Here is a 16279-nt window from a genome sequence, read left to right as displayed (position 1 = left end):
GATAGCAGTAGCATCTGTTCCGCCGAGACCATACTTGTTAGGGTTAGCCTGTGACTGCATGATAAGAACAACGTCAGCCATATCAACCTTATCGTTGCAAGTTGCATCGCCCCAGAGTGTAGCCTTTACATCTGGATCTGTAGGATCTGTCTTAGGCTGTGTCTGATCATCCATCTTAGGAGCCTCATCCTCAAGGAATGAGATAGCCCATGCGAATGGAGCGTTCCAGTTGATTGTAACCTCGTTAACAGACCAAGCTTCGATTGAGTCAACGAAGCACTTCTGTGAAGCAACCTTACCTCTCTGGTATCCGAGACCACCAACATATGGATCCTGGAGTCCAGCACCGCAACCACCTGACATAACGCCTGAAGGAGCCATTGGGAACTCGTGGTCGAGCTCATATGACCAATATCTGTGGTGAGGATTGTTAGAGTGGTATGTACCGTAACCTGTTACGAATGAGAAGCCGAGACCGTTACGTCCGAAGATGTAGTCAAGAGCTGTTGTAACACCGTTCAAATATGTCGCATCCTTAGTTACATCATAAGCATACGCCATAACCATAGCGTTGTTGATTACGAATGAGTTTGAACCCCACTCATAACCCTCGATCTCTTCGCCTGGGCAGTTGATATCATCAGTGAACTTAGTACCAACATATGGGATACCCATACCGTTGTCCTTGCTCTTATCTGTCTCACGGTTTTCAAACTTAATGTACTCGTCAGCAGCAGTCTGGATGTTAGCAGCAATTGTCTTCTTATCAGCAGCAGAAGTCTTGTCGCTGAGGTAGAGAGAAATTGTACCAAGACCAGCTGTACAGCCCCAGTTGAATGAGCTGAATGATCCGTGGTTCTCACCACCGCCAAGGCTTGTTGTGATGTCGAATGCCTTATCGTGACCGTCGCCGTCGTTCTTGTTCTTATATGCGCTGAGGAAGTCATAGTACTCGCTGTCGCCTGTTGTAGCGAAGAGCTCACAAGCTGCCCAGTAAGCGTCGTCCTCAACGTAAGAGTCACCGTATCCGCCGCCGCCGATAGCCTGATCGAGAGGAGCGAACTGAGGATCTGTCTTCCATGAGCCTGTCTGGATCTGCCACTTGGACTTCTTAGCCATTACAGCTTCCCAAGACTTCTTAGCATTGTCAAGGCACTTCTTAGCGAATGTTGAATCATAGTCTTCCCAGAGACGTGCAGCCTGTGCAGCACAAGCGATCATGTTGAATGTAGCTGCATACGTTGGTGGCTTAACGATACGAGTTGTACCCCACTCCTTCTGGTAGTCGAAAGGCTTTGTAGCAAGACCTGTCCACTTGTGGTCGTGCATCTTGTGGTATACGAGACCTTCGCAGCTGCTGCCCCACTCTGTATCCTTAGATGAAACGATCATGTTGAACATCCACTCGAGCTCAACTCTTGCTTCATCGAGGACATCAGGTGAACCTGTGCCGTCGAACTTGATGTTACCAACGCTGTAGCTCTGAGGAATAGACATAGCCTTTCCGTCAGCCCACTTAGCGTCCTGCTTCATTACCTTAGATCTCTCGAACATATTCTGGAGAGTCCATACAGAAATACCGCCGTTAACAACATATTTACCGTGGTCACCAGCATCGTACCAACCGCCTACGCAGTCAACACTGTAGCCTGTATCTCCATCGAACTTCTGACCATAGGACTTAACCCACTTAGACTGTACATAAGCCTCATCTGAAGGAGCATGACCGCCCTTATGAGCAAGCTTGCTCTTCTTGTCCTTAGGATTGTAAGAAGTGATGTACTCTTCTTCGATATCCATACCTGAACGGTTCTGATAGTAGTAGTTCATAGCATTCTTGAGAACGCCGTCGTATACATCGTCACCGATCTTGAACTCGTGGCTGATATACATCTTGTATGTCTCGCCAGTCTTGCTGTTCTTATATGTATTGCTTGAATCGTCAACTTCGATTGTATAAGTACCCGGTGTAGTTACGCTTGAGAAATCGAGAAGCTGGCAGTAGTCGCCTGCGTTCTTATCGTAACCTACAACCTTACCTGTACCTGTGTAAGCAGCCTTACCTGAAGAATCCTTAACTGTGAATGAAACAGCGCTCTTCTCCTTAGATGTAGCGTATGTAGCGATCTTCTGTGACTTTGGATAGTAACCAACCTGGTTGAGTCTTACGTCGCTACGAGGAGTGATAACGCCGAGTTCGTTTGTAGGATCCCAGAGACAAGGAGTGGACTTCTCGTCCTTGTATGAGCTACCGCAGGTCTCACACTCAAGAACCATATTATCGAACTTGAGCACTGTTTTCTCAGGGAAACAGTCCTTATCCTGGAAAGGGCCTGATCCGCCGTAGTGGAATGCCCACTCAGCAACTTCAAGAGTATCTGCAGCTGTGAAATCGCAAGAGAATGAATTCTTGCCCTTCTTGATCTGTACGTTATTCCAACCCTGACTCCACTCAGGCTTGTTGTTCTGCCATACGCCGCCTTCACCGCTGAGTGGTCCTATGTGAGTGTGGAGCTCACCGTCATTTGAAGCTTCAAGTTCCCACTCAATGTGGTACTTATGACCCTTCTCGATGTGGAGACCTCTGTGTCTGAACTGGCAGTCCCATCTTGAGTCACCGCCGCGCTCTTTTCCGCCGGGGTTAATGATAGTACAGTTATATGTACCACCTGAAATATCAAACTTCTGCTCTGCTGGGTTAGTTACGCAGATATGCCATGGAAGACCAACTCCCTCATCGAAGTCATTCTGACCAAGGCAGTTACCTGCTGATGCGCTCATAGGCATGATTGCAACAGCGCTTGAAGCCATCATAGAAGCTGCCATGAGGCCGCTTGTGATTGCCTTTGCAATTTTCTTGTGCATTTGAATACCCTCCCTGATATTTAAATATAATTTATAACGCAACGCCAGTGCAAACATTGCGCTTATACCTTGTTTTCGGCAATGAGTCGCCATCTGTAAAGATGGTGCACCGTTGTCAACTCATCGTCTATATTATATTATATCGAAAAAAAAAAGTAAATAGTTTTCTGGAAATTCGTTCGATTCCCTAATGGGAAAAAGAACTTTTTGTGCACAATGTCAAAAAGGTAAAAAAAATAAGAGGAAAGGCATTTCCTCTTATTTCTAAATTATGAATTAATTAATTATTTTTCGGGTAATTCTTTTATTATGCCAAGTAAGAACCTCTGAATAGTCTGTGCATCGTTATTTGTAATACCCGAGCCATTCTTGTAAACATCGGCATTTGCAGCACCCTGAGCTGTGAGATGTACGTCTGCTGTACCATTGTTTCCGTATCTGTCAGGAGAAGCAAGTGACTGCATTACGAGAACAACGTCTGCCATATCAACGCCCTTGTCGCAGTTAGCATCTCCCCATAATGTAACAGTCTTTGGTTCATTAGAAGTTGTAACTGTTGTGGTGACAGTTGTTGTCGTTGTGACTTTTGTTGTAGTAGTTGTTGTCTGCTGTTTGGGGATCTCGTAGGGTGTGGGCTCTGTACCGTCAGGCTCTGTGCCCCATACGAGCTTACCGTCAACATACATAGTTATGTGCTTTGCAAGGGTATTAGGAAGTGTAAGGTCGTCAGCGTTTGCTGAAAGTCCGTCATAAGACCAGTCGTTCTCAGGATCCCAAGCGCCTGCTGTAGACTTGCCGTCAATAGCATCAGGGATAGCTACTCTGAACTGTACCTCATCTCTGTGTTCGCTCTGACCTGTAGGCATAATAGCTCTGCCGTCCTCGAACTTGATCTTAGCGTAGTATGTATTTCCTGTCGGATCTCCCTCGTACTTGTAAGGGCCCGAAACAGTACCGTATCCTGCTTCACCCTCCTTGTACTGCTGGCTGTTGCTTGTTACTGTGATATTATCTACAGAAAGCCCTGCCTTGAGGAGTTCACTTACGTCGAAGAAGTAGTGGTACTCAATGTCCTTGGACATTCTTGTAGGCCAAGCAGTGTGGTTCATAGCCCATGCCTTGATCTCGGTATAGCTGTTGCCCTTACCGTTGATCTTAGCAGAGATCTGCCACTCGTCCCACTTTGGAGTCTCAGGCTGTGGGAAGTCAGCGAGGATCTGTCCGCCGTAATCTTCTACCATAGCGCAGAGACAAGCTGTATAGCCTGCATTATAGTCGATAGCTACCTCAGTATTCTCGTATGAACCGTTATCGTCCTTGAAGCTTCCGTCCTGGTTAGGACCGCCTTCGAGAGCACCGTAGAGAACGTGTGCATACTCTGTCTGCCACTTTCCGCCGTCATCTTTCTTTGTACCGAGAGCATTCCAGTGGTCATCGTGGATACCCGAAGCGCCTCTGTGGTGGATATTTACAGGGTTTTTGCCCATACCAACTACATAGCTGAGTCCGAGATCGTTGTCACCGAAAGCGTAGTCCATCTGGCTCTTAGCCCAGTTGTTGTATTTCTCGCAAAGTGCAGCGTCGTCCTTGAAGATCGTATCGCAGGCAACCTTTGCGATCCATGCTGCGTCCTCAGCATATCTCAGTGAACCCCACTGATTGAGGTGAGAAAGTCCGTCAGGAGTCTTATTGACCTTCTTTCCGCCGTAGCCTTCCATCCAGTAATCAAGGTGATGCTTTATGTGGTCGATCCACTCCTTATCGCCTGTGTTGATAGCATAGAGGAGTGCGCCGCCCTGAGTTGTATCGTCCCAACAGAAGCCCCATGTGAACTTGCGCTCAGTTGACTGGCTCTCAAGCGGGAACAGTGGGATATAATCGTTTTTGCACTTGTCAAGGTACGCCTGGTCTCCTGTAGCCATGTACATCCAGTTTGCAGCATAGAACAGTTCGTCTATGAAGTTATCTGTACCCTGATTGTTTATTGTATTATAGTACTTTGCCTGAATACCCATGTCCTTATTTGCATTGCTGCCGTTTTTAGCCCAAACGTCATTAGCGAGCTTGAAAAGGCTCTTTGCGTGTTTGAGATAATTTGCAGCTGCATCAGGATCGGTATCCTTGAATACCATATAGCCGCCTGCAAGAGCTGCTGCCATTTCAGCAACAGTAGTACAGCAAGTTATTTCATCATAAGGTCTTGTGTCCTTGCCTGTTTTGAGCGTATACTTTCTCATATATGCTTCAGGGCTGCCGTACCATACGTGGTCGAATGCGTCGTCACCGATAGTACCGATTACCTTGTCGCCGAGATCGCAGGCTGCAACATAATCAAGGCCCCATTTGAGGTTCTTGCGGTAAATGTCATCAAGACCTACCTTCTTTACAGTATCACCATACTGAAGAAGTCCCCATGCAAGAACAGATGCTGTATAAGCATTTGTAAGGGTGAACTTGAGGTGGTCGCCTGCATCGAACCAGCCGCCGGGGATCACATCACTGTCTGTGCCGTCCTCCTTGAGCATAGAATCAGCTCTCCATGAAACCTGATTCCACTCAGGAAGCTTGCCTGCCTGCTGAGCCTCATAGAAAAACATGGATTTCTGCAAAGCTTCCGCGTAGTTGTACTTAGAAGCTGCGTCAACACTTGCGATATCGCCCTTTGTGCTTTCAGGCATATACGCAAGTACTCCTGCTGACATAGCAAGAGCTGATACTGCTGCGGTTATTTTTTTGATTATCATTTTTAATACCCCTCTCGTATTAAATTTATTTTTTGGACGCAGTTCGCTCCACGTCCATACACATTTAATATACAATAAAACCTATTATTTGTCAAGCGAAAAATAGCAAATTTCACAATGCAGCAGTTCATTCCCCTTAAACACGGCAGAAGCAGCTCGCGCCAAACACCGAAGCGGAGAAGCTCTTTTACAGCAGTTATCACGCAGATCGGGAGCTGCTTCGGGCGCAAACGCCGCTCTTGACTTTTACTTTGCAAGAGTATATAATAAATAATGTATACGCTCATGAAAGCTGCACAAAATAGCTTTCGGAGGTGTATGCTATGTCAGATGAAAAGAAGAATATCGGCGATAATACCGAAAATGCCCTTGATGATGCAGAGCTTGCCCGTGAAAGCGGTCAGGCTGTATCCCACAACTCCAAGCATCTTATACACTGCCTGTCAGTGGTGGGACAGATCGAGGGACACTATGTACTCGCCGAACAGAACAAAACTACTAAATATGAGCATATTATCCCTGCACTTGTCGCCATCGAGCAGGACAGGAGCGTGGAGGGACTGCTTATCATACTCAACACCGTCGGCGGTGATGTGGAAGCAGGTCTTGCTATAGCCGAGCTGATCTCGGGAATGAAGACTCCTACGGTATCCCTTGTGGTCGGCGGAGGACACTCCATAGGCGTTCCGCTGGCAGTCAGTGCGAAACGCTCTTTTATCGTCCCGACAGCTTCAATGACCATACACCCTGTCCGCATGAACGGCACTGTTCTCGGCGTGCCGCAGACGCTCGCTTACTTCGACAAAATGCAGGACAGGATAGTCAGCTTCATCACCAAGAACAGTCATATCCCCGAATCCGAGCTGCGCAGGCTCATGATGAACACCGAGGAGCTCGTTCTCGATGTGGGGAGCGTTATCGAAGGCGAAAAAGCCGTAGAATCAGGACTTATCGACAGTCTCGGCACCCTCGGCGATGCAATGGACTGTCTTTACGATATGATAGAAAATACAGAAAAAAGATATGCGGACTGACCGCAGCTGTGCCGATACGCGCTTTTTTGCGCATAATATATGCTATAATGGCACAGCTACATAATGTGAAACAGAACAAAAACGGAGGCACAAATGGCGGAATCAACTAAAAAAAAGACCTCGGGTCAGCAAAAGAAAAAAACAGATACCCCTAAACGAGAACCTGCAAGAGCTAACAAGAAAAGCGCTCCCCAGAACGACAGCAACCAGTTCTGGTCGGTAATACTCTTTGCTCTGGGCATACTCACAGCGCTCATGGTGCTCGTAGACGGCACAAAGGGCTGGCTCGCAATACATAATCTGCTGCTGGGATTATTCGGAATAGCAGCATTCCTTATACCTGTTTTGCTGGTATATACTGCCATAAAACTCGGCACAGAGCAAACGCGCAAGAATATCAGCGGCAGAACTGTATGGTGCGTCGCTATGATATTCCTCGCAAGCGCTGCCTTTCAGATATTCTTCGCGGGATCTATCCCCGGCGGAACTCTGCGCAGCCACTTCCGTATGCTCTATGAAGACGGCGCAAAGTACGAAAGCGGCGGCGTCGCAAGTATGCTTTTCGCTGCTCCTCTGCTGAAGCTTTTCGGAAAGCTGGGAGCCCGTCTTATATCACTGGTGATGTTCTTCGTATTCGGTATGCTCCTTTCGGGACGCGGTATCATAGACTTCCTCAGGCTGCTGGCATCGCCGTTCGTATGGACAGGCAGATTCGTCAGAAGCGTTCAGGAAATGCTCATCGGTGACGATATAGACGACGAGTTCGATGACGAGATCGGCGAAGCGCTGTCATCGGGCAAGGCTGCTGCTGTCAGCGCACCTGCCCCGCGAAAAGCTCCGCGCAAACGCCCTGCTCAGAACGTCCACAGCAAGAACGACACCGACGCATTCCCCGAAGACTTTTTCGATATACCGCTTCCCACCGACCACCTTATCGACTACGGCGAGGACGAGGCCGCTCCGAGGATAAACGATATCAATGAAGATATCTCCGAGGAAGAAACACCCGAACTCAGCGCCGCACCTGTCAGCCATGACGATTCGGAAGCTACAATGCTGCTCCCAACAGATGAGGGACTTGAACAGCTCATAAGCAAGGCTGCCGACGGCAAGCCCGATACTCCGGAGGTCGATCTCACCGAGGACGAAGCCGATGAAGAGCCTGCCGAGGAAAAGCCTATATACTTCCTGCCGCCTATCGACCTTCTCTCGCGTCCCGAAGTACGCTCCAACCGTGCCGAAGCCGTTGAGGAGATGCGCGAAAAGGCAGAGGTCATAAAGAATACCCTTTCCAGCTTCGGCGTGGAAGTCAAGATAAAGGACATCTTCCGCGGCCCTTCCATAACAAGATACGAGATACAGCCGGGTCCCGGAATAAAGGTCTCGAAAATAAAAGGTCTTGAAGACGATATCGCACTTAGTCTTGCTGCACAGGGCGTTCGTATCGAAGCTCCTGTCCCCGGAAAGGCAGCTGTCGGCATCGAGATACCGAACACCACCAAGGATATGGTAACTCTGCGCGAGATAATCGCTTCCGCCGAATTCAGGGATTCACGCAGCAAGCTCACTTTTGCCGTGGGCAAGGACATCACAGGCAATATTATCCTCGGCGACATCGCAAAGATGCCCCACGTTATAATCGCAGGAACTACGGGTTCGGGTAAATCCGTCTGCACACGTTCCATAATAATGAGTATCCTCTACAATGCAACTCCCGACGAGGTAAAGCTCATACTCATCGACCCTAAGATCGTTGAGTTCAAGATATTCGAGAATATCCCGCATCTTCTTATCCCTATCGTAACAGACTGCAAACGTGCCGCAGGAGCACTGTGCTGGGCTGTTAATGAGATGATGCGCCGCTATAATCTTTTCGCGGAAGCAGGAGCTAATGATCTGCGCTCATACAACGACCTTGCAGCACAGAACGAAAAGCTCACCGCTATGCCTCAGATAGTCGTGTTCATCGACGAGCTCGCCGACATGATGCTCGTTGCAGGCAAGGACGTTGAAGACTACATATGCCGCCTTGCTCAGATGGGACGTGCCGCAGGTATGCACCTCGTTGTTGCTACTCAGCGTCCTACCACGGACGTTATCACAGGTCTTATCAAGGCAAATATCCCGAGCCGAATCGCTCTTTCGGTAAAGTCCCAGATAGACTCACGTACAATTATTGATATGGGCGGAGCCGACAAGCTCCTGGGCAACGGCGATATGCTGTATATGCCGATAGGTGCAGGAAAGCCCATACGTGTACAGGGCTGCTTCTCGTCCAATGAGGATATCTCCGAGACAGTCCGCTACATCAAGGAACAGACAGAAGCTAAATACGATCCGCAGATAACCGAAGCCGTTGATATCATGGCAACTCAGTCCCAGAACGGCTCGTCAGGCGCTGACACAGGAGCTTCCTCAGGCGGCGGAAGTGACGAGGATATTGTCGAAGCCGCTATGAAGGTAGCTGTGGACGCAGGACAGCTCTCCACATCAATGCTCCAGAGAAAGCTGAAACTGGGTTACGCAAGAGCTGCCCGTATCATGGACGAGCTTGAAGAACGCGGAGTTATAGGCGCAAGCGAAGGCGCAAAGCCGCGAAAGGTGCTTATGTCGAAGATGCAGTACGACGAGTGGAGACTGCGCCGCATGGACGAGTAAACAGCGTAACGCCGTCCATATAAAGCACGATCCGAAACCGCAAACACAGCCATTCTTTTCAACTTACAAATAAACAAAGAGGTATACAATGATCGAACAGATAAAAGATAAAGATACAAAAAAAGCTATATCAAGGAAGATACTCGAAGCTCTCCATGACTGGTTCGAGGTCGATGAGAGCAGAGAAAAATATATCGCCGAAAGCGCTGAGCAGATATTCCTTGCTGCAAAAGAAAACGGCGAATACGCAGGCTTCCTGTGCCTGAAAGAAACAGGAAAGGAAACCGCCGAGATAGCTGTCATGGGCGTTCTTAAAGAATTCCACCGCAAAGGTATCGGAAGAAGCTTGTTTGAGGGCGCAAAGAAGATCGCCCGCGACGAGGGATACCAGTTCCTTCAGGTCAAGACAGTTCAGATGGGCGTGTATGACGACTACGACGAGACCAACCGCTTCTACCTCTCCTGCGGCTTCAAGGAATTTGAGGTCATAAGAGAGCTGTGGGGCGAAGATAACCCCTGCCAGATATATGTAATGTCTCTGGTGTAATATACCTGCCGCAGACAACTCCGCAAACTCTCAGCTTTCGTTCCCAAACTTCACACAGGCGGCTGAAAAAAGAAAGGTGATATAATGTACGAAGGATTTCTTCCTACAACCAAAAAAGAAATGGACGAGCTGGGTATAGAGCAGTTCGACTACATATATATAACAGGCGATGCCTACGTCGATCACCCAAGCTTCGGAGCTGCTATCGTAACCCGCCTCATCGAGAGCATGGGCTTCACCGTCGGCGTTATTTCACAGCCCGACTGGCATACCGACCGCGACTTCCGACGCTTCGGAGCACCTAAGTACGCCTTTCTTGTGACTGCGGGAAATATCGACTCTATGGTCGCTCACTATACCGCCGCAAAGCGCAAGCGTTCCGACGACGCATACACCGCAGGAGGTGTGGCAGGCAAGCGTCCCGACCGTGCAGCTATCGTGTACTGTCAGAAGCTCCGCGAGTACTTCGGCGATGTCCCGATAGTTATCGGCGGACTTGAGGCTTCTCTGCGCCGATTTGCTCACTACGACTACTGGGACGATGCAGTCCGCCCGTCAGTCCTTGTAGACAGCGGTGCCGACCTTCTCATGTACGGCATGGGCGAACATCAGATACAGGAGCTCTGCACCCGTCTTGCCGCAGGCGAGAATATACACGATATCCACGATATACGCGGTACCTGCTACCTGACAGAGCCTGTGAACACTCCCCTCGGAGCTGCTCAGTGCCCGTCCTTCGAGCAGGTGCGTGACAGCAAAGTCGAATACGCAAAAGCCGTGAAGATACAGTACGACTGGCAGGACGAGGTCTACGGAAAGACCATTATCCAGCGTCACGGCAAAATGATGCTGGTACAGCTTCCCCCTGCCTACAGTCTTACCACCAAGGAACTCGACCACATCTACTCCCTGCCCTACACACGCGCTGTACACCCGTCCTATGAAGCTCTCGGCGGAGTCCCGGGTATCGAGGAGGTGCGCTTCTCCATCACCCACAACCGCGGCTGCTTCGGATACTGCAACTTCTGCTCGATAGCGCTGCATCAGGGAAGGCGTGTAACTGTCCGCAGTGAGGAGTCCGTACTCGCAGAAGCGGAACGAATAACAAAAATGCCCGACTTCAAGGGTTACATACACGATGTGGGAGGTCCTACTGCCAATTTCCGCATGACCTCCTGCGACAAACAGCTCAGCAAGGGACTGTGCATGGGTAAGAAATGCCTTGCACCGAAGCCATGCCCTGCCCTGAAAGTAGACCACACCGAATACCTCAATATGCTGCGGAAAATACGCAAGGTCAAGGGCGTGAAAAGAGTATTTATCCGCTCGGGCATACGCTATGACTACCTCATCGAGGACAAGAACGACGAGTTTATGAAGGAGCTCATAATGCACCATGTAAGCGGTCAGCTTAAAGTAGCTCCCGAACACTGCTCGGCGGTAGTCCTCGACAAAATGGGCAAGCCCCACATCGAAGCCTACAAGCGCTTCCAGAAGCGATTCTACGAGATAACCAAAGGCATGGGCAAGGAGCAGTACCTCGTCCCCTACCTCATGTCCTCACACCCGGGAAGTACCCTCAATGAGGCTATTGACTTAGCGCTTTTCCTGAAAGAGAACAAGATACGCCCCGAACAGGTACAGGACTTCTACCCTACCCCCGGAACTATATCTACAGCAATGTTCTACACGGAGCTCGACCCATACACCATGGAGAAGGTCTACGTGCCGAAAACTCCGAAAGAAAAGGCGATGCAGCGAGCTTTGCTCCAGTATTTCCGACCTCAGAACAAGGAGATAGTCCTCGAAGCCCTCAAAGCGGCAGGCAGACGCGACCTCATAGGTACGTCACCTAAATGCCTTGTGGCTGACGACTCCCGCGGACATGGCAATACTCCCCGAAAAGGCGGTGACAAGTCGTGGCAAAACACTTCAAAGACACGGAAAGCTTCGTCAAAGCCGCAGGAGAGAAATACAGGCTCACCGCGCAGCAAAAACAATACCTTCGTGAACTCGCCGAAAAGCGTGAAAAAGAACGCGCCGCACGGAAAGAAAAAGCACTGAGATCCATCTGCTCCCTGATCGTCATCGGAGCGATACTGTTCATCGTATGGAAGGACTTTCTCAAACCGAAGCCCGTCTTTCCCGTTGAAGACAAGCTGGTCATGCACTTCATAGACGTTGGACAGGGCGACTGCACATTTATCGCCGAGGGCGGCATGACTATGCTTGTGGACTGCGGTGAAAGCGAGTACTCCGATCATGTCGAGAACTACCTTTCGCAGCTCGGTGTCAGCAGACTCGATTATATCATAGCCACTCACCCTCACTCCGATCACATGGGCGGAATGTATTCTATAATTGATACATTCGATGTGGGCGAAGTCATTATCCCCCACATTCCCGACGATCAGCTCCCCACAGCCGTGTTCTGCGAGCGTTTTCTGGACAGCTGTGCCGATTCGGGTGTCACCGTATCGGAAGCAGCAGTCGGACGAAAAATCAGGCTCGGCGATGCTGATATAGAATTGATCGCTCCTGACGGAAGCCGTTACGACGACATCAACAACTACTCGGTGAGTTTCCTGCTCACCCACGGCAGTAACTCATTTATGCTCACAGGCGACGCGGAGGCAGAGTCCGAAGCGGCTATGCTGAAAGGCGGAAGACTTGGCAAGGTAAATCTTTACAAGGCAGGTCATCACGGCAGCGCCTACTCATCGAGCAAGGAACTCCTTGACGTTATCCGCCCCGATATCGCGGTCATCTCATGCGGCAGAGAAAATCCCTACGGACACCCTGCCGACAGCACTGTAAAACGTATCCGCAAGTACACTAAGCAGGTGTTCCGCACAGATACGCGCGGAAATATCATCGTGGAGTCTGACGGCAATACGCTGAACGTGACCACTGAAAGGAGCTGACGGACTATGGTGATCGACAGATTTGAAGGCTGCCTCGCCGTTATCGAAACCGAAAACGGCATGGTGACGCTCAGACGCGAACAGCTCCCGAAAGAAGCTGCCGAAGGCGATGTGCTCGTATTCGCTGACGGCAGATATACCATAGATAAGAAGGCTGCGGCTGAAAGACGCTCGGCAGTACGTGAAAAACTGAAAAAACTCACAAACCGATAGCAAGCCCGCAGGCTAATGGAGATAAATATGACTGATACTATTATTATAGGAGGCGGAGCGGCAGGCTGCTTCGCCGCCGTCCACGCAGCACGTTTCGGCAAGTCGGTGCTGCTTTTCGAGAAAAATGAAAAGCTGGGCAGAAAGCTCCGAATAACAGGCAAGGGACGCTGCAACGTCACCAATAACAGCTCCACTGAGGAGCACATGAAGAATATCCCTGTGAATCCGCGCTTTCTCTACAGCTCCTTTGCATGCTTTGACGCTGACTGCACTATGAGCTTCTTTGAGGAGCTGGGCGTACCCCTGAAAACCGAACGCGGAAACAGGGTATTCCCCGTAAGTGACAACGCCAACGATATCGCAGACGCTCTCGCTCACGAAATGAAAAAGCTCGGCGTTAAAGTTATCAACAAGCGCGTTACAAAGATACTCACTGAAAACGGTGCGGTATGCGGAGTAAAGGCAGGCGGCGAGGAATACCGCGCAAATTCCGTGCTCATAGCCTGCGGCGGCAAGTCCTACCCTGCCACAGGCTCTACGGGTGATGGCTATACTCTCGCAGAAACTCTCGGTCATACGGTCACCGAGCTGAAACCAAGTCTCGTGCCGCTGACCTCTCCTGATAAGTTCTGTGCCGAGATGATGGGACTTTCTCTCCGCAATGTCACTGTCAGCCTTATGGACGGCGACAAGCTGATATACAAGGAAATGGGCGAGATGCTGTTCACACACTTCGGCGTGTCGGGACCCCTCGTACTCAGCGCAAGCTCCCATATCCGTGATATGAAGCCTGACCGCTGCAAGCTCATAATAGATCTGAAGCCCGCACTCTCCCCCGAACAGCTCGATGCAAGGATACAGCGTGATTTCGCCGAAAACCTCAACCGCGACTTCCAGAACGGCATCAGGAAACTGCTCCCTGCAAAGCTTATACCGGTTATCGTAAAAATGTCGGGCATTGCTCCCGAACAGAAAATAAACGGCATCACCAAGGAACAGCGCCGAAGATTCGGTGAACTCATAAAAGCCTTCCCCGTAAGGATATCGGGATTCAGACCGATCGACGAAGCGATAATCACCAGCGGCGGCATCTCCACAAAGGAGATAAACCCCAAAACTATGGAATCAAAACTGGTAAACGGACTGTTCTTTGCAGGCGAGGTCATCGACGTAGATGCCTACACAGGCGGCTTCAATTTGCAGATAGCCTTCTCCACAGCATATACAGCCGCAGTGAATCTGTAATAATTATAAGCTTTTTTCACACACTCAAATATATGAAAAAGGAGGACATTATGATATTATTCAAATTAGCTCAGTTTATTCTCCGTTCCTATTTCAAGATATTATACAAACTCAACACCGAAGGTCTTAAAGATATACCGCGCGGTACAAATTTCATCTATGTCTGCAACCACAGGACAAATACCGATCCGCCGTTCCTCGGCTGTCATATACCGGGAAAGCTTGCATTCATGGCTAAGGAGGAACTTTTCAGGAACAAGTTCTTTGCCGCATTCATCAAGATGTTCGGTGCATTTCCCGTATCCCGCGGAAAGGGCGATACTCAGGTCATAGACATATCCATAGAACGCCTTAACAAGGGCAAGAACCTTATCATATTCCCCGAGGGAACACGCTCCAAGAACGGCAAGGTCGGCAAGGGACACGTTGGCGCAGCTCTAATTGCGGCTAAATCGGGCGTTAAGCTCATACCTGTCGGCATCGTTTACGGCGACGAGCTGAAATTCCGCACCCCCATCACCATAAAGTTCGGCGAACCTATTGATCCTGCGGAATACTGCGAGATATGCGACGAGCCAAATCCCCGTCAGCTGGTAAAGCTCAAGAACCGCTACATGGAAGATATCAAAGCCCTCGTTTACGGCGAGGAAGGCGAAGAAGGCTTCCTGAAGCGTCTGGAGGAGAGCTCTGCTGATACTGCTGCTCCCGAGGAGGAAAAAAATAATGAGTAAGGTCACTGTCGCAAAATCAGCAGGGTTCTGCTTCGGAGTGGACAGAGCCGTGAAAATGGTCTACGGAGAGCTCGAAAACAACACGAACGTTGCTACTCTCGGCCCTATCATACACAATCAGGACGTTGTGAACGATATGAAGTCCAAGGGCGCAAGAATAATAGATTCCGTCGATGAGCTCCGCCCCGACGAGACCGTCGTGATACGCTCCCACGGTGTCGGAAAAGCAATATACGACCAGATAAAAGCAAAGGGCAACCGTATGCTGGACGCTACCTGCCCCTTCGTTTCACGCATACACAAAATCGTTGCCGAAAAGTCCGCGGAAGGCTATTTTATCCTTATTGCAGGCGATGCATCACACCCTGAAGTGCAGGGTATTGTTGGTCATTGTGACGAAAATTGCCTTGTTTTTAAGGACAACTTTGAGCTAAAAGACTTTTTTGAAAAAAACTATAAAAATTTTGGAAAAAAGCTTGCAATTGTGGCGCAAACGACGTATAATATAGTAGTATGGGATGATTGTTTAAACGTGATCCCGAAGAACGACCCGAACATAGTTATATTCGATACTATCTGCAACGCTACTGATACAAGGCAGTCTGATGCAGCAGATCTTGCTAAGAACTCCGATATCATGCTGGTCGTTGGAGGCAGACATAGCTCGAATACGGTAAAGCTGTATGAGGTGTGCAGCAGATACTGTGATACTTATCATATCGAAAATTCGGACGAGCTTCGGACTTTAAAGCTTCCCAATGCCGACAGGATCGGCATTACGGCAGGGGCTTCAACCCCGGCTTATATAATCAAGGAGGTACAAACCAAAATGGCAGAAAATGAAATTCTTGCAGCTCAGGATGAAGATATCGATTTTGCTCAGGCACTCGATGAGTCATTCAAAAAAATACATACAGGGGAGAAAGTTAAGGGCACAGTTGTTGCTGTAAACAATACAGAAGCTATCGTTGATCTTGGCACAAAGCATACAGGTTATGTTAATATTGATGACCTCACAGACGATCCTTCACAGAAGCCTGCTGACATCGTTTCTGTTGGCGATGAGATCGACCTCATCGTTATCAAGGTAAATGATGCAGAGGGTACTGTTGCTCTTTCCAAGAAGAAGGTTGATGAGCAGGCAGGTTACGAGAAGATAGTTAAGGCTCAGGAGGAAGGCACAGTCCTCGAGGGTGTTGTTCAGCACGTTGTTAACAAGGGCGTTACACTTACAGTTTACGCCGAAAGAGTATTTATCCCAGCTTCACTCACAGGTCTACCAAGAGGCGCAGCGCTTCTGCAGGATCTGCAGAAAAAG

The 16279-nt window shown here is 49.3% G+C and carries 11 protein-coding genes; 9 read left to right on the top strand and 2 right to left on the bottom strand.

Going from position 1 to position 16279, the window contains the following annotated elements:
• Positions 1 to 2865, bottom strand: a 2865-nt coding sequence (locus K6G33_RS03395) for a glycoside hydrolase family 9 protein (protein ID WP_296776294.1), incomplete at its 3' end; no start/stop codon positions are given.
• Positions 2866 to 3149: 284 nt separating this feature from the next.
• Positions 3150 to 5609, bottom strand: coding sequence for a glycoside hydrolase family 9 protein (locus K6G33_RS03390; protein WP_296776291.1), 2460 nt, complete (start codon positions 5607 to 5609; stop codon positions 3150 to 3152).
• A gap of 323 nt (positions 5610 to 5932) precedes the next feature.
• On the opposite strand from K6G33_RS03390, the gene K6G33_RS03385 reads away from it, so the two are divergent.
• From K6G33_RS03385 to ispH, 9 genes are all read left to right on the top strand, one after another.
• Positions 5933 to 6643: an ATP-dependent Clp protease proteolytic subunit gene (locus K6G33_RS03385; RefSeq protein WP_173449769.1), complete on the top strand. Its 711-nt coding sequence runs from the start codon at positions 5933 to 5935 to the stop codon at positions 6641 to 6643.
• A 93-nt stretch (positions 6644 to 6736) separates the two neighbouring features.
• Entirely contained in the window at positions 6737 to 9301 is a 2565-nt protein-coding gene (locus K6G33_RS03380; protein WP_296776288.1) for a DNA translocase FtsK, read from the top strand.
• An 88-nt stretch (positions 9302 to 9389) separates the two neighbouring features.
• The gene (locus K6G33_RS03375) at positions 9390 to 9848 is read left to right on the top strand and encodes a GNAT family N-acetyltransferase (protein ID WP_296776285.1); all 459 of its coding nucleotides are present in this window, start codon (positions 9390 to 9392) and stop codon (positions 9846 to 9848) included.
• An 84-nt stretch (positions 9849 to 9932) separates the two neighbouring features.
• The gene (locus K6G33_RS03370) at positions 9933 to 11912 is read left to right on the top strand and encodes a YgiQ family radical SAM protein (RefSeq protein ID WP_296776284.1); all 1980 of its coding nucleotides are present in this window, start codon (positions 9933 to 9935) and stop codon (positions 11910 to 11912) included.
• 101 nt (positions 11913 to 12013) lie between these two features.
• Entirely contained in the window at positions 12014 to 12772 is a 759-nt protein-coding gene (locus K6G33_RS03365; protein ID WP_296776296.1) for a ComEC/Rec2 family competence protein, read from the top strand.
• Between the two features lie 6 nt (positions 12773 to 12778).
• A complete protein-coding gene (locus K6G33_RS03360; RefSeq protein ID WP_296776282.1) occupies positions 12779 to 12985 on the top strand; it encodes a DUF3006 domain-containing protein in 207 nt (68 codons plus the stop codon).
• A gap of 27 nt (positions 12986 to 13012) precedes the next feature.
• Entirely contained in the window at positions 13013 to 14230 is a 1218-nt protein-coding gene (locus K6G33_RS03355; RefSeq protein ID WP_296776280.1) for an NAD(P)/FAD-dependent oxidoreductase, read from the top strand.
• Positions 14231 to 14280: 50 nt separating this feature from the next.
• The gene (locus tag K6G33_RS03350) at positions 14281 to 14961 is read left to right on the top strand and encodes a 1-acyl-sn-glycerol-3-phosphate acyltransferase (RefSeq protein WP_296776278.1); all 681 of its coding nucleotides are present in this window, start codon (positions 14281 to 14283) and stop codon (positions 14959 to 14961) included.
• Positions 14954 to 16279 (top strand): 4-hydroxy-3-methylbut-2-enyl diphosphate reductase (gene ispH, locus K6G33_RS03345; RefSeq protein ID WP_296776275.1); only part of this gene is annotated, 1326 nt, incomplete at its 3' end. The genes K6G33_RS03350 and ispH, both read left to right, overlap by 8 nt.

The sequence above is a fragment of the Ruminococcus sp. genome (assembly GCF_024691275.1).
Classification (GTDB): Bacteria; Bacillota; Clostridia; order Oscillospirales; family Ruminococcaceae; genus Ruminococcus.
This window is presented reverse-complemented; position numbering and strand designations above follow the sequence as displayed.

Excerpts from the sequence above, each read along its gene's own strand:
- K6G33_RS03390 (WP_296776291.1), bottom strand. The coding sequence starts at position 5,609 with ATGATAATCAAAAAAATAACCGCAGCAGTATCAGCTCTTGCTATGTCA.
- K6G33_RS03385 (WP_173449769.1), top strand. The coding sequence starts at position 5,933 with ATGTCAGATGAAAAGAAGAATATCGGCGATAATACCGAAAATGCCCTT.
- K6G33_RS03380 (WP_296776288.1), top strand. The coding sequence starts at position 6,737 with ATGGCGGAATCAACTAAAAAAAAGACCTCGGGTCAGCAAAAGAAAAAA.
- K6G33_RS03375 (WP_296776285.1), top strand. The coding sequence starts at position 9,390 with ATGATCGAACAGATAAAAGATAAAGATACAAAAAAAGCTATATCAAGG.
- K6G33_RS03370 (WP_296776284.1), top strand. The coding sequence starts at position 9,933 with ATGTACGAAGGATTTCTTCCTACAACCAAAAAAGAAATGGACGAGCTG.
- K6G33_RS03365 (WP_296776296.1), top strand. The coding sequence starts at position 12,014 with ATGCACTTCATAGACGTTGGACAGGGCGACTGCACATTTATCGCCGAG.
- K6G33_RS03360 (WP_296776282.1), top strand. The coding sequence starts at position 12,779 with ATGGTGATCGACAGATTTGAAGGCTGCCTCGCCGTTATCGAAACCGAA.
- K6G33_RS03355 (WP_296776280.1), top strand. The coding sequence starts at position 13,013 with ATGACTGATACTATTATTATAGGAGGCGGAGCGGCAGGCTGCTTCGCC.
- K6G33_RS03350 (WP_296776278.1), top strand. The coding sequence starts at position 14,281 with ATGATATTATTCAAATTAGCTCAGTTTATTCTCCGTTCCTATTTCAAG.